This is a genomic window from Micromonospora sp. NPDC005257, assembly GCF_042872445.1.
GTDB lineage: Bacteria > Actinomycetota > Actinomycetes > Mycobacteriales > Micromonosporaceae > Micromonospora.
This window is the reverse complement of sequence record NZ_JBIAKL010000005.1, coordinates 381929-395238: the sequence shown is the minus strand read 5'-3', so window position 1 is coordinate 395238 and position 13310 is coordinate 381929. Positions and strand designations below refer to the sequence as shown.

At 72.1% G+C, this 13310-nt stretch carries 15 protein-coding genes, 3 tRNA genes and 1 pseudogene; 10 read left to right on the top strand and 9 right to left on the bottom strand.

Translation table 11 applies throughout. From position 1 onward, the window contains the following. Positions 1–16 precede the first annotated feature (16 nt). From ACFYO8_RS14135 to ACFYO8_RS14115, 5 genes are all read left to right on the top strand, one after another. A tRNA-Glu gene (locus tag ACFYO8_RS14135) sits at positions 17–89 on the top strand. A 33-nt stretch (positions 90–122) separates the two neighbouring features. Then, a tRNA-Asp gene (locus ACFYO8_RS14130) sits at positions 123–196 on the top strand. A 76-nt stretch (positions 197–272) separates the two neighbouring features. Beyond that, positions 273–346 (top strand) — tRNA-Phe (locus ACFYO8_RS14125). A gap of 267 nt (positions 347–613) precedes the next feature. Beyond that, positions 614–1462 carry an NAD(P)H-binding protein gene (locus ACFYO8_RS14120; protein WP_387257251.1) on the top strand — a complete coding sequence of 283 codons (849 nt, stop codon included), beginning with the start codon at positions 614–616 and terminating at the stop codon, positions 1460–1462. Between the two features lie 35 nt (positions 1463–1497). Then, entirely contained in the window at positions 1498–2316 is an 819-nt protein-coding gene (locus tag ACFYO8_RS14115; protein ID WP_354866756.1) for an NAD(P)-dependent oxidoreductase, read from the top strand. Here the strand turns inward: ACFYO8_RS14115 and ACFYO8_RS14110 are convergent. After that, positions 2294–2736 (bottom strand): annotated as a pseudogene (locus ACFYO8_RS14110) (ArsI/CadI family heavy metal resistance metalloenzyme). The gene ACFYO8_RS14115 and the pseudogene ACFYO8_RS14110 sit on opposite strands and share 23 nt — an antisense overlap. Positions 2737–2959: 223 nt before the next feature. Further along, positions 2960–3754: a hypothetical protein gene (locus tag ACFYO8_RS14105; protein ID WP_355095457.1), complete on the bottom strand. Its 795-nt coding sequence runs from the start codon at positions 3752–3754 to the stop codon at positions 2960–2962. 212 nt (positions 3755–3966) lie between these two features. Between ACFYO8_RS14105 and ACFYO8_RS14100 the strand changes: the two genes are divergently transcribed. Beyond that, positions 3967–4482 carry an SRPBCC family protein gene (locus tag ACFYO8_RS14100; protein ID WP_354866093.1) on the top strand — a complete coding sequence of 172 codons (516 nt, stop codon included), beginning with the start codon at positions 3967–3969 and terminating at the stop codon, positions 4480–4482. A 35-nt stretch (positions 4483–4517) separates the two neighbouring features. Here the strand turns inward: ACFYO8_RS14100 and ACFYO8_RS14095 are convergent, their stop codons facing one another. Beyond that, complete coding sequence (locus ACFYO8_RS14095) at positions 4518–5222, bottom strand: DUF2786 domain-containing protein (protein ID WP_355095455.1); 705 nt, start codon at positions 5220–5222, stop codon at positions 4518–4520. Between the two features lie 45 nt (positions 5223–5267). Beyond that, entirely contained in the window at positions 5268–5657 is a 390-nt protein-coding gene (locus ACFYO8_RS14090; RefSeq protein WP_043327529.1) for a hypothetical protein, read from the bottom strand. Between the two features lie 166 nt (positions 5658–5823). Between ACFYO8_RS14090 and ACFYO8_RS14085 the strand changes: the two genes are divergently transcribed. Beyond that, complete coding sequence (locus ACFYO8_RS14085; RefSeq protein ID WP_354866097.1) at positions 5824–7161, top strand: ABC transporter substrate-binding protein; 1338 nt, start codon at positions 5824–5826, stop codon at positions 7159–7161. Positions 7162–7225: 64 nt separating this feature from the next. Here ACFYO8_RS14085 and ACFYO8_RS14080 read toward each other — a convergent pair whose 3' ends face one another. Both ACFYO8_RS14080 and ACFYO8_RS14075 read right to left on the bottom strand, forming a co-directional pair. Next, a complete protein-coding gene (locus tag ACFYO8_RS14080; RefSeq protein ID WP_355095452.1) occupies positions 7226–7969 on the bottom strand; it encodes an enoyl-CoA hydratase/isomerase family protein in 744 nt (247 codons plus the stop codon). Between the two features lie 52 nt (positions 7970–8021). Beyond that, a complete protein-coding gene (locus ACFYO8_RS14075) occupies positions 8022–8879 on the bottom strand; it encodes a 3-hydroxyacyl-CoA dehydrogenase family protein (RefSeq protein WP_355095450.1) in 858 nt (285 codons plus the stop codon). Between the two features lie 163 nt (positions 8880–9042). Here ACFYO8_RS14075 and ACFYO8_RS14070 point away from each other — a divergent pair, with 163 nt between their 5' ends. After that, positions 9043–9330 carry a hypothetical protein gene (locus tag ACFYO8_RS14070; RefSeq protein ID WP_354866102.1) on the top strand — a complete coding sequence of 96 codons (288 nt, stop codon included), beginning with the start codon at positions 9043–9045 and terminating at the stop codon, positions 9328–9330. A gap of 41 nt (positions 9331–9371) precedes the next feature. On the opposite strand, the gene ACFYO8_RS14065 is transcribed toward ACFYO8_RS14070, so the two are convergent. Beyond that, a complete protein-coding gene (locus ACFYO8_RS14065) occupies positions 9372–10148 on the bottom strand; it encodes a class I SAM-dependent methyltransferase (protein WP_355093843.1) in 777 nt (258 codons plus the stop codon). Positions 10149–10194: 46 nt separating this feature from the next. Here ACFYO8_RS14065 and ACFYO8_RS14060 point away from each other — a divergent pair, with 46 nt between their 5' ends. Beyond that, complete coding sequence (locus ACFYO8_RS14060) at positions 10195–10593, top strand: PPOX class F420-dependent oxidoreductase (protein ID WP_355093841.1); 399 nt, start codon at positions 10195–10197, stop codon at positions 10591–10593. A gap of 83 nt (positions 10594–10676) precedes the next feature. Here ACFYO8_RS14060 and ACFYO8_RS14055 read toward each other — a convergent pair whose 3' ends face one another. Then, the gene (locus ACFYO8_RS14055; RefSeq protein ID WP_007073996.1) at positions 10677–10886 is read right to left on the bottom strand and encodes a BldC family transcriptional regulator; all 210 of its coding nucleotides are present in this window, start codon (positions 10884–10886) and stop codon (positions 10677–10679) included. Between the two features lie 256 nt (positions 10887–11142). Beyond that, positions 11143–11982 (bottom strand): hypothetical protein, encoded by an 840-nt coding sequence (locus tag ACFYO8_RS14050; protein ID WP_354866108.1) that lies wholly within the window; start codon positions 11980–11982, stop codon positions 11143–11145. A gap of 174 nt (positions 11983–12156) precedes the next feature. Between ACFYO8_RS14050 and ACFYO8_RS14045 the strand changes: the two genes are divergently transcribed. Continuing rightward, the gene (locus tag ACFYO8_RS14045; protein ID WP_355093839.1) at positions 12157–13239 is read left to right on the top strand and encodes a Glu/Leu/Phe/Val dehydrogenase dimerization domain-containing protein; all 1083 of its coding nucleotides are present in this window, start codon (positions 12157–12159) and stop codon (positions 13237–13239) included. Positions 13240–13310: the final 71 nt, after the last annotated feature.

Below are 13310 nucleotides of genomic sequence, written 5' to 3'. Positions count from 1 at the left end.
CAATGATGGCGGGGCCGCCCTCATCGTCTAGCGGCCCAGGACGCCGCCCTTTCAAGGCGGTAGCACGGGTTCGAATCCCGTTGGGGGCACGGTCCGGCTCGCGCCGGATGCAACACCAGCCAGGTCCTGTGGAGCAGTTGGAGTGCTCGCCGCCCTGTCAAGGCGGAGGTCGCGGGTTCAAGTCCCGTCAGGACCGCAAGCGCTGACGCCGCGCAGATCTATGCGCGGCGTTCTGCGTATCGGCCCGTGCGGTAGCATGTGCCGAGCACCACGGCCAGGTAGCTCAGTTGGTACGAGCGTCCGACTGAAAATCGGAAGGTCGGCGGTTCGACCCCGCCCCTGGCCACATAGCCTTTCGCCGGGCTACAGAGATCCCCACCAGCGGAAACGCGGGTGGGGATCTTGCTTTGTGCCCTCATCCCGCATCTGTCAGCGTTGCCCGTGAGGGCGACAGCTCTTGCAGTCCGCCGACTGTCCGTCCCGTCCGGCCGAACCTGGCACCTTCCGTCGCCAGCCCGCTACCGAGCCTCGACGGGCGACGATGGCGGCATGGCTCGGCGGATGAAAGTCTCCTCCAGCCGCGCGAACGACGCGGTCGAATGGAGACCCAGCCATGGTTGTCGTGACAGGCGCCACCGGGAACGTGGGCCGTACCCTCTTGTCGATCCTCGCGGCGTCGGACGCCGAGGTGACGGCGGTGTCCCGTGGGCGACGGCCGGTCGTCGCGCCGGACGGGGTTCGCCACCACCACGCGGACCTCGAACGGCCGGAGAGCCTGCGTCCGGCGCTCGACGGCGCCGAAGCGCTGTTCCTGCTCGTCGAGGGCGCCGGAGCGCACCTCGACGTGCCCGAGATCCTGCGGGCCGCCACGGCCGGTGGCGTGAAGCGCATCGTGCTGCAGTCCTCGCAGTCCTCGCAGGCCGTCGGGACGCGGCCGGGGGCGCCGTCGCACGCGCCCCTGCACGCCATCGAGGACCTGGTGCGCCGGTCCGGCCTCGGTTGGACGATCCTGCGCCCCGGCGGCTTCGCCTCCAACGCCCTGGTGTGGGCCGAACCGGTCCGGGCCGGGCGGCGGGTGGCCGCGCCGTTCGGCGACGTCGGCCTGCCCGTGGTCGACCCGGACGACATCGCCGAGATGGCAGCCGTCGCGCTGCGCGACGACACGCACGACGGCCGCACGTACGAGCTGACCGGCCCGGCGCTGAGCACGCCGCGCCAACGGGTCGCCGATCTGTCCGCCGCGCTCGGGGAGCCGATCGACTTCGTCCAGCAGACGCCGGACGAGGCCCGCGAACAGATGCTGCGGTTCATGCCACCACCCGTGGTCGACGGCACGCTGGCCATCCTCGGCTCGCCGACCGAGCGGGAGCAGCGGATCAGCCCGGACGTGGCGGAGGTGCTGGGCCGATCGCCACGCCCCTTCGCGGCATGGGCCGCGCGGAACATCGACGCCTTCCGCTGACCTCCGACGTCGGTGCATGCTGCAAGAATGCGGCCATGAGTTCACAGCCGGGCACGGTCGTGGTCACCGGGGCCGCCGGGCGGATCGGTTCGGCCGTCCGCCGATACCTGCGCGACGACGTCCGCCGACTCGTCCTGGTCGATCGGGTTCCCGTGCATCCCGAGTCCCCGGCGGAGCGGGCGGTCCAACTGGATCTGGCGGACCTCGACGCGGTCGTCGCCGCGCTGGAGGGCGCTGACGCCGTGGTGCACCTGGCCGGCATTCCGGACGAGGCGCCGCTGGCCGACCTGCTCGACGCCAACGTGCTGGGCGCCTACCACGTGCTGGAGGCGGCCCGCCGGCAGGGCGTGGGGCGGGTCGTCCTGGCCAGCAGCAACCGGGTCACCGGCTTCTACCCGGTGGGCCAGGTCGTCGCACCGGACGCGCCGGTACGGCCGGACGGGTTCTACGCGGTGAGCAAGGTTGCCGTGGAGGCACTCGGGCGCATGTACGCCGACAAGTTCGGGCTGTCCGTCGTGTGCCTGCGGATCGGCAGCTTCGAGGACGTGCCGGACGAGGCGCGGTATCTGGCGACCTGGTTGAGCCCGCGCGACGGCGTGGGCTTCATCGGCGCGGCGCTCAGCGCGCCGGGGGTGCGGTTCCTGACCGCCTATGCCGTGTCCGCCAACACCCGCTCGTTCTGGGACACCACCACCGGCGCCCAGCTCGGCTATCTACCGGTGGACGACGCTGAGGTCTTCGCCCCTCAGGTGCCCGGTTCGGAGGACCCGATCGACGCCGCCGCCTTCCAGGGCGGCGCCTACACCAGCGCCGAATATTCCCTGCGGCACATCAGAGCCGCTCCTCCACCCTGACACCCGGCAGCGCGGCGGTGCCGGAGTCGCAGCAGGCTCTCCCGGCCACCTTTTCCAACTGCGGCGAGTCGCCCTTGACCGTGTAGACCTCCCAGCGCTCGTCGCCGGGGCCGCGTACCCAGACCTTGTCCTGGAGCGCGTAGCAGCACTCGGTGTCGTTCTCCTCCAGCGTGATCAGGCCGGACTCGGTGAGCCGGTTGGTCGCGGCGTCGACCTCCTCGGTGGTGGCCACCTCGACCCCGAGGTGGTCCATCACCGTCGGCAGGCCGGGCTCACCTTCGAGGAGTACGAGCTTCAGCGGCGGGCTCTCCACCACGAAGTTGGCGTAGCCGGGGCGGCGCTTGGCCGGCTCAGCTTGCTGTAGAAGGCCACGGAGCCTTCGAGGTCGGACACGCGCAGGGCGAGCTGGACGCGGGACATGTGCGCTCCCTATCTAGATGCCTGCCGAAGCAGCGCTAGCCTTGGCTCTTGTTTCGAACTCTGTCAACCTAGATAAGGGTCGAAAAAGTCACTTGCGGTCGTGAACCTCGACGCGGTCGCCGCTGCCCGCCGATGTCCGTACGCCTGGTGGAGCCGTGCCGGTGGTCCGGACACAAACTCTCGGATCACCGGAGCGAGGGCCGGGCGAGGGGTGCGACGGCGGTCAGGGTTTGGGAGGTTGGCGGTTCTGGGAGGGGTTGCCCTGGATCGCCTCCCAGACGCTTCGGCCGGCCTGCCGGAGTGCCTGTCCGGCCTGGCCCGCCAGTTGTGCCGCCTCGGCGGTGGCGCTCGCCGGCTGGCCGGAACGCTCCGAACCGCGCTTCTTCTCGGCGGGGCGGCCGGCCGACGGGCCAGCGGCCGGCGCCGACCCGGACTCCGCCTTTTCCTTCCGCCCGGCATCGGACCCCGGTGGCGGCTCCGGCCGTCGGGCACCGGCTGCCGGTGCGGGCTTCGCGCGATCACCACCGGTCGGCGGTGATGGCTCCGCCCGCGCCGGACCGGTGCGCTCGACCACCTCGCCGGCCGCGGCCACCGTACGGCCGTTTCGATTTACCACCGGCGCGGTGAGCCGGTGCACGTCGTCCAGGGTGGCAGTGGCCGAGCGGGCCAGCGCGTCGATCAGCTGCGGGTTGCGGTCGATGGTGGTCAGCGCCCGGTCCAGGATCCGCATCAGATTCTCCAGCCGTACCTTGAGCAGAGCCTCGGCGCTCACCCCGGTGACGTCGAGTTCGACGCCCGTCAGGTGTACCCGCACTCCGGCGTCGATCTGGAGCAGGTCGGCCAGCCGGGCGCGCAGCGACAGGTCGGCGTCGAGCCCGTCCACCGCGAGCCGGATCTCGTCGACAGTCAGTTCGGGCACGTCGAGCAGGACATCCGGCTCCGGCTCGGGACCGCCCGGCGAGGTGGGCTGCTCGTCGCCGGGGTCCGGAACTGGTTCGGTGGCTCGGCTGTCGGTCATGCTCCCCGCTCTCCCATCGGTCCGGTCGGCGGCGCTTACCCGCTTTCCGGTACGGCATCCGTCGCCCGCCGACACCTCCCGAAGCGCCGCCGCCCTTTGCGCAGAGCGTCTGTCCCGCCACTCAGCGCTGTCGGGAACCGGAGCTGCGGATGTCCGAAAGCGGCCGCTTCGGGAGCTGCACACCGAGACATGAGCCGGTATGGTCCGGACCTATGGGACAGGAGATGGCCGATCCGGATGAGGTCCGGCAGGAATCCGACCGCTTCTCCCTCCGCAGCAACCTGCTCGTCCCGGCGTCCGCCGAGCGGGCGTACGCCGTCTTCACCGGCGCACTGGCCGACTGGTGGGTACGTGAATACACCTGGTCCGGCCCGGAAGCGCTCACCGCGATCGGCATCGAACCGCGAGCCGGCGGCATGCTCTACGAGATCGGGCCCTACGGCTTCCGCAACGACTGGGGCCGCGTGCTGACCTGGGATCCGCCCCGACGGTTGGTGTTCACCTGGCAGATCGGCCCGGACCGGGTGCCGGTGCCGGATCCGGCGCGGGCCAGCGAGGTGGAGGTGCTGTTCCACTCCGACGGCCCGGAGCACACCCGGGTGGACGTCGAGCACCGCTACTTCGACCGGCACGGCACGGCGGCCGAGGGCTACCGCGAGGCGCTCACCGCGGGCTGGCACGAACTGCTCTGCCGCTACCTCGCGACCGTCGCCCGCACCACCGCCTGACCCGCACCGCCGGACGCACCCCGGGCGTCCCGAGGTCAGCCCGCGATGCCGGGCGCCGTGCCGCTGCCGGCCACGCCGGTGCCGCCCAGGTCGGCCCGGCGGCCGGCATCCGCGCCGGAACCGAAGCCACCGCCCGCCAGCCGCCGTCGCGGGGCGGTGCGTAACCGGGGGTACGCCTCGACGACCCGGCGCTGCACGCGGTCGGAGCGATCGGCGAGCACCAGAGCCGTCGAGGGCCCACCCGCCTCCGCCACCGCCTTGCTCTCGGCCGCGCGCAGTCTTTCCGCGACGACGTACGCGAACCCGGCCAGCCAGGTACGCCGGAACGCCGCCGGATGCTCCCCGGCCGGTACGGCAGCACCGGCGAGCCCGTGCGCGGCCTGCACCAGCAGCGAGGTGAACAGCAGCTCGACCCGTTCCAGGTCGCTGGCGAAGCCGAACAGGTGCATGACGAAGCCGTTGCCCTGCCGGCGGCGTACGCATCGGCAGCGCAGCGGTTCGGCGACCGCCGCGAGCAGGCCGGCCTTGTCCCGCGCGTACGGCGCGACCAGCTCGACGGTCCGGTCACCCACCGGGTCGACGGCCGGATCGCGTGCGGCGAGCAGCGCCCGGTCCACCCCGTAGCGGGCGATCAACTCGGTGGCCTTGGCCATGAAGGCCGCCGACTCGGCGGGCGTGCAGGCCCGGTCCTCGGCCTGGGCGAGCAGCTTGCGCACCTTGCTGAGCATCGCCTCGGACATGCACCCAGAGCTACCACAGTCGGGGGCGCCGACCGCGCGGCGGGCTCAGTCCGACCGGCTGCGCAGCGTGGCGATGGTCGAGCCGGCGAGGGTGAGGAGGCAGTCGGGCAGCAGCCCGTCGGCCGCCGCCGCCCCGAACAGCGCCTCGCCGGTGTCCGCGTCGTCGTTGGCGCACGCGCTGACGAAGCGGGCCACCCAGCGGGTGTCGTAGTCGGCCTGGTCGATGCCGGGGAAGTCGAGGGCGGCGCCGCCGGCCGGGGCGTCGTCGCCGAGCATGGTGGCGGCCAGGCACCACGCCACTCCGTACGCCCCGGCGAGGCCGGAGCGGTCCACCACCGCGTCGAACGTGCCCACCACCCCGGCGCCGTCCCCGGCGAGGGCCGAACGGAGCACGGCGGTCGCGTCGTCGAGCGTCTGCTGTGCTTCGTCGTTCACCCGCGGAACAGTATCGCCGGAGGTCAAGCGGTGACCCGGAAACAGCCCGTCGACCACGCACAGTGATACCCGCAGTCGGGGTGCCGACGCGGCCCACTCCACGGCCCCGTGTGCCGCACGAGCACGCTAAGGTGCGCAGCGGACCTTCGCCGGAGGAAGGACGACCATGCTGAGAACACGCACGTCGCGCGCGGCCCTGTCCATGGCCTGCGCGGCGCTCCTGCTCGCCACGAGCGCCTGCGGGAGCGACGAGCCGGAGGAAGCGCCCGCCACCCAGCTGCGCCTCTACGGCACCGACGGCAACATGACCAATTCGTACGCCGCGGAACTCAAGGACCGGGCGGATCTGGTGAACGGGATGAAGGGCACCACGCCCCTCACTCCGCTGCCGGAGAGCTTCAAGGAGCGGCTACTCGCCGTAGATCCGAAGCTGACCGACTTCCTCTACTCCGCCGAGTCCTACGACGCGGTCGTGATCAGCGTGCTGGCCGCCCAGCTCGCCGGCACCACCGCGCCGGCCGAGATCGCCAAGCAGATCGTCGGCGTGACAAACGGCGGCGAACGCTGCGACGACGTGACGGCCTGCCTCCAGCTCGCCCGCGCCGGCCGGGACATCGAGTACCGGAGCGTGTCGCTGATTCGCGCCGGATTCACCGACGCCGGCGAGCCATCCACCGCGAGTTACGGCACCCGGCACTTCGACAACCAGAAGATCGACGACAGCAAGACGGAGTTCGTCGGCGCCGGTGAGGAGTCCGGGGCGAGCGCCAAGACCGCGCCGCGTGGTCGCAAGCTGCGTGACGGCAAGGCCAAGGACGCCCCGCTGGTCCTCGGCGGGCTGCTGCCGAAGACCGGTGACCTGGCACTGGCGGGACCGCCGCTTGTGGCCGGCGCCGCGCTGGCGATCCGCGAGGTGAACGCCGCCGGCGGCGCGCTCGGTGAGCCGGTCAAGTGGATCGAGGGCGACGACGGCACCAACCCGGAGATCGCCAAGGCCACTGTCGCCTCGCACGTCAGCAAGGGCGTCCACGTCATCATCGGCGCGGGCGGCTCCGGCATCTCCCGGGCCGTGCTGCCGGACGTGGTGGCCGCCGGGCGGATCCTGTTCTCCCCGACGAACACCGACGCCGGGCTGAGCACCGTGGACGACAAGGGCCTCTACTTCCGTACCGCGCCGCCGGACAGCCTCCAGGGTCGCGCGCTGGCCGACGTGATGCTCCGGGACGGGCCCCGCAAGATCGTGATTCTGGCCCGTAAGGACTCCTACGGTGAGGGTCTGCAGGAGAACGTCCGCTCCGAGCTGGAGAAGGCCGGGATCGGCGCGGACCGGGTCAAGCTGCTGACCTACGAGCCGCCCGCGGACCCGAAGACGCCGCTCGACTTCACCGGCGTCGCCAAGGAGATAAAGGCCTTCGGGCCGGAGGCGCTGCTGCTCATCGGCTTCGGTGAGTCCGCACCGGCCATTCCGGCGCTCGCCGACGCGGGAGTCGACATCAAGCACTGAGGCCTACCGACGTGGGGGCCGCACCGGAGGACACCGGTGCGGCCCTTGTCGTCTCTCGCCGTCGTCAGCGCGACCGGCGCCGCTCCAAGAACTCGGTCATCCGCCGGTGCTTCTCCTCGTCCTCGAACAGCACCGCCTGGCTCAGCAGGTCGAGCTGCGGGTGCGCGGCCGCAGGGGCGTCCACCGCCAGCTTGGTCAGCCGCAGCGCCAGCGCGGAGCCCTTCGCCATCTCGTCGAGCAGGCCGTGCGCGGTCGGCAGCAGCTCCGCCGGGTCGGCAACCACCCGGTTCACCAGCCCGATCCGCAGCGCCTCCTCGGCGTCCACCCGCCGGCCGGTGAACAGCAGCTCCTTGGCCCGGGCCTCACCGATCAACGCCGGCAGCCGGTAGGTCGCGCCGGCGCCGGCCAGGATGCCCAGCCGTACCTCGGGCTGGCCGAACACCGCGCGGTCCGTGCACACCCGGAGATCGCAGGCGTACGCCAGCTCGGCGCCGCCGCCCAGCGCCGGCCCGTCGACGGCCGCGACGGTGGGCATCGGCAGCGCCCGGATGCGGGCGAAGACGCCCTGGTTGATGGCGGCCAGCGCGTCCAGCCGGCCGCGTTCACGGAGCTGGGCGATATCGGCGCCGCCGGCGAAGATGCCCGCCGTCCCACCGGTGAGCAGCAGCAGCCGGGGGCGCGCCTCCAGGTCGGCGCAGACCGCGTGCAGCTCACCCACCAGGTCGGCGTCGATGGCGTTGCGCTTCTCCGGCCGGTCCAGTGTGACCACGAGCCGGTCCGGCAGCTCCTCGATCCGCAGCCCGCTCACCGTGCCAGCCTTTCGTTCGCGACTGCGGGGCTCGCAAGCTCACTCCTCGCGCTCACTGCTTCACGCCGTCCTTCCAGGTGTAGAAGCCCTGCCCCGACTTCTTACCCAGTTTGCCGGCGGCGACCATCTCGACGAGCAGCGGCGGCGGCGCGAAGCGGTCCCCGTACGCGGCCTGGAGCGTGCGCGCGATGTCGAGCCGCACGTCCAGCCCGACCAGGTCGGTCAGCTCCAGTGGGCCGATCGGGTGCCGGTAGCCGAGCACCATCGCCTTGTCGATGTCGGCCGGGCTCGCCACCTCGTCGGCCACCATCCGGATCGCCTCCAGCCCGAGCGTGACGCCGAGCCGGGAGGTGGCGAAGCCGGGCATGTCGCGTACCACGACGGGGTCCTTGCCCAGCCGGCCGGCGAGCGCGACGGCCGCCTCGGTGGTCTGCGGTGCGGTGGCCGGGCCGACCACCACTTCGAGCAGCGCCATCGCCCACACCGGATTGAAGAAGTGCAACCCGAGGAAGTCAGCGGGACGCTCCAGCCCGGCGGCCAGGCCGGTGATCGGGATGCTCGACGTGTTGCTGCCCAGCAGCGCCGGACGGCGGCTCTCCGCCTCGCGCAGGACGGCGCGCTTCAGGTCGAGCCGCTCGGGCACCGCCTCCACGATCACGTCGGCGCCCTCGGCCACCTCGGCGAGCCCGCCCCGGAGCGTGACGCGGGCCCGGTTGGCGGTGGCGGCCGCCTCGGTCAGCTTGCCGCGCCGCACACCCCGGTCCCACAGTTCGCCGAGCCGGCGCAGTGCCTCGGCGCCCCGGGCGGGGTCGACCTCGACCAGTTCGACCGCGTACCCGGCGCCGGCCGCCACGTACGCGATGCCGAGGCCCATGGTGCCGGCCCCGACAACCACAAAACGACCACTCATCGGTGTCCCCTCGCCGCGGCGGGGGCGCGCGGGGTCTCCGCCGCCGGGCCCGTCCGCTCGCTCGTTCCTGCATGCGACCCTATGCATGGCCGGGCCGCCGGAGATGCGTGGGGGCGAAGCGGACGGGGTAAGGACGGCCGTCAACGCCGAAGGAAGGAACGAGATGAGCCAGGCACCGGAGAGCGCGGAGAGCACCGAGACGGTCGAGACCCGCGGCGACGAGCGGGTGGACCTGCTCCGTGCGGACACCAACAACGACGGCAAGACCGACGTGTGGGTGGTGGACACCGACGGCGACGGCAAGGCCGACCTGTTCCAGTTCGACACCGACGGTGACGGCAAGGTGGACATCACCATGGTGGACATCGACGAGGACGGCACGCCGGACGAGGTGGTCGACGGCGACGGTGGGCTGCCCCCGGAGGAGACCACCCCCACCATCCAGGTCTGAGCGGTACGGGGGAACCGCCGGATGCCCGGCGGCTCCCCCGCTCACCGCAGCGCCAGCGTGGCGAGGTAGTAGGGGTGGTCGGTGTCGTCCACGTCGGTCAGTCGCCACGGTGAGCCGTGGGCCAGCTCGGCGAACTCCTCGGGCGAGCAGACCAGGTAGTCGAACCACTCGGTGCCGAGCATGCGGTACCGCAGCCGAAGCCGCAGTTGCCCGCCGATCCGGCCCCGCTGCCGGTTGCGCTCGTGATAGGCGGTGTGCACCGGGTCGGTGGTGCCGTACGGGTCGGTGCCGTGGGCGATCACCCGCGCGCCGGGGCGGGCCAGCGCGGCGAGCGCGGCGAGCATCGCCGGGGCCCGTTCCCGCCCCTCGAACAGGCCGAGATTGTTGCCGAGCAGCAGGAACGTGTCGTACCGGCGGCCGTCGGCGGCGTGCTCGTCGACGGTGCCGTGCACGAGGTCGCGTACGCCCCGGTGGCGGCTGACCCGCAGCGCGCCGAGCGAGGTGTCCAGCCCGGTGACCGGCACGCCCCGGTCCTGGAGGTGCAACGCGATCCGGCCGGCGCCGACGCCGACGTCGAGCACGTGCCCGCGTACCCGGTCCACGGCCCGGTGGTCGTGCGGCTGCCACAGCTGCGGCGGGTCCAGGTAGTGCCCGGCGGGAGCGCCGTTGACGAGCCCGTCGTCACGCTCGATGATCTCGATGACCGGCCGGGGCAGGCGACCGCCGGCCATCGGGCGCGGCCCGATTCCGGTGGCGACCGCGTACGCGTCGCGGATCATCTCGCCGAACACGTCGCCGATCTCGGGTTCCCCGGTCATGCCCGCAACGCTATCCGGGGGTCGGCGACGCCGTATCCTTGGCGGCGTGACCGACCTGGACCGCCTGGCAGCGGAGAAGTACGTCCTGCTCACCACGTTCCGCAAGGACGGCCGGGCGGTGCCGACTCCGGTGTGGGCGGTACGCGACGGCGACGGCCTCGCGGTGTGGACGGTGGCCGACTCCGGCAAGGTGAAGCGCATCCGGCGGGACGGCCGGGTCACCGTCGCGCCGTGCGACGTGCGCGGCCGGCCGCACGGTGCGGCGGTGCCGGGGCACGCGACGATCGCCGATCAGGAGGGCACCGACCGGCTGCGGGGCCTGCTGAAGCAGAAGTACCGGCTGATCGGGCGGCTGAGCCTGCTGGGCAGCCGGCTGCGCCGGGGTGGGCGCGGCACGGTGGGGCTGCGGATCGTGCTGGACGGGCCGCCCCCCGGACACGACTGAGTCCTGGAAACGACTGAGGGCGGTGGATCGTCGCTGCCGCGACGGCACCGCCCCTGATCGGAACGCCGGAGAACGCCGGTTCGTCAGTCTCCTTGGCGCTGCTGGGGGATCTGCCCCTGTAGCAGAGCCCGAACCTCAGACTCGCGGTAGCGGCGGTGGCCGCCCAGGGTCCGGATGGCGCTGAGCTTGCCAGCCTTGGCCCACCGGGTCACCGTCTTCGGGTCGACACGGAACATCGACGCCACCTCGGCCGGTGTGAGTAGCGGCTCAGGTTCGTGCGTTCGCGATGCCATCGGGGTCACTCCTCCACATGTATAGACATCGGCCGGGGTCCCGCCGGCCGACGCGTCTCCCATGGTCCGGCTAGTCCCCGATGTCCGACATGGGCCGAACGGCTGAAGGTCCCTAGACGGACGGATGAACCATGCCCGATTTTTACGACTTTTATGCCGCAGAACCTGCCTTATCCGGACTCATGATCACGGGTCGTGACGCATCAACTACGAGACACACTCGTGTCCAAGGCCATTAAATATGGCAAACCGGGCGTCAGTTGCAGCGCTCCAGCAGTTGCACCGCGCGCCAGCGGGCGACCAGCTTGTCGTACGCGGCGGACGCCTCCTCGGCCTCGCCCCGGCCCAGTCCGGACAGTCCGGTGGCGACCAGTTCGGTCGAGTCGTCGGCCTCCAGCGTCTCGTCCGGCAGCAGTTGCACCAGGCCGCCGTAGTCCAGCTCGACCACCGAACGCGGGTGGAACTCCTCCAGCCACCGGGCCGCCTCCTCGACCGCCTCGGTGATCGGCGCCTCGCCTATCGACTTGCGCAGCACCGACAGCGCCCGGGACGCCCGGCGACGCGCCTTGGAGATCTCCGTGCGGTAGCGCAGCGCCCGCCGCTCCGGCTCGGTGACCAGGTGCCGCTCACCGGCCTCGAACAGCACGAACCAGCGCAGCGGCACCCCCCAGGTGGCGATCTGCTCGTGCACCCGCGGCACCCCGTGCTCCAGCACCCGGGCCCCGCTGCGCCAGTCCTCCACCACGGCCTTCGCCTGCCCGGCGAGCACCGGCGGCACGAACGCGTCGGCCAGCACCGGGGGCACACCGTCGCGGGCGCTCAGCGCCGCCTCGGCGACCCGGATCCGCAGGTTCCACGGGCAGACCAGCAGCGCGTCGTCGGCCTCCAGGACGTACGCCTCGTCGGGCAGGTCGGGCAGCCGGGTCCAGCCGGCGCCGAGCGCCTCGATCACCGCCGTCCGTTGCCGTACCGGCCCCTCCAGCGGGGCTATGGCGCGGCCCTCGCTGACATACCGGCGCCAGTACGACTGCCGATCCCGGTCGAAGGCGGTGAGCGGCTCGTACACGCGCAGGTATGAGGCGAAGAGCGACGGCACGGCGCGATCCTCCCACGAGACGGGACCGCCCGTCGCCGCCCTCGGGTCCGTGGCGTGACATGCGCGACAGTACGGCTCGGGCCGATATTAGGCTCAACGACACCGGCAGCATCCCGCCGGCGTGCCACCAGGTTCCGCACCCCACAAGGGCGCTCACCGACACAGGAGTCAGCCATGAGCGTATTCGCCAGTACCGACGACCCCGTTCCCACAGGGCATGAGCAGGTCGTGTTCTGCCAGGACAAGCAGTCCGGCCTGAAGGCGATCATCGGGATCTACTCGACCGCGCTGGGTCCCGCGCTCGGCGGCACTCGGTTCTACCCGTACGCCAGCGAGGCCGACGCCCTCGCCGACGTGCTCGACCTCTCGCGCGGCATGGCCTACAAGAACGCCCTGGCGAACCTCGACCTCGGTGGCGGCAAGGCGGTCATCTGGGGTGACCCCGACCAGATCAAGAGCGAGGCGCTGCTGCGCGCGTACGGCCGCTTCGTCGAGTCGCTCAACGGCCGCTACTACACCGCCTGCGACGTGGGCACCTACGTGGCGGACATGGACGTGGTCGCCCGCGAGACCCGCTTCGTGACCGGGCGCAGCGTGGAACACGGTGGCGCCGGCGACTCCTCGATCCTCACCGCCTGGGGCGTGTTCCAGGGGATGCGGGCCGCCGCCGAGCACGTCTGGGGCAGCCCGACGCTGACCGGCCGCCGGGTCGGCGTGGCCGGGCTGGGCAAGGTCGGCAAGTACCTCACCGCCCACCTGCTCGACGACGGCGCCGAGGTCGTGGCGACCGACGTCAGCCCGCGCGCCCAGGAATGGGCGCGCACCACCCACCCGCAGGTCACCCTGGTCGACGACACCGCGGCGCTGGCCGCCTCCGACATCGACGTGTACGCCCCGTGCGCGCTCGGCGGCGCGCTGAACGACGACACGGTGCCGGTGCTGCGGGCGAAGGTGGTCACCGGGGCGGCGAACAACCAGCTCGCCCACCCGGGCATCGAGAAGGTGCTCGCCGACCGGGGCATCCTCTACACGCCGGACTACGTGGTGAACGCGGGCGGCGTGATCCAGGTGGCCGACGAGATCGAGGGCTTCAACTTCGACCGCGCCAAGCTGCGCGCCACCCGGATCTTCGACACCACCCGGCAGATCCTCCAGCTCGCCGACGACGAGGGCGTGCCGCCGGCGGTCGCCGCGGACCGGCTCGCCGAGCGGCGGATGGCCGAGGTCGGCCGGCTGCGCACGATTCATCTGCGGTGAAGCTCACCTCCGAGGGCGGAGCGGCGGCTCCACCCTCGGGGGCCGCGCACGTTAAGCTGACCATCGGCCCC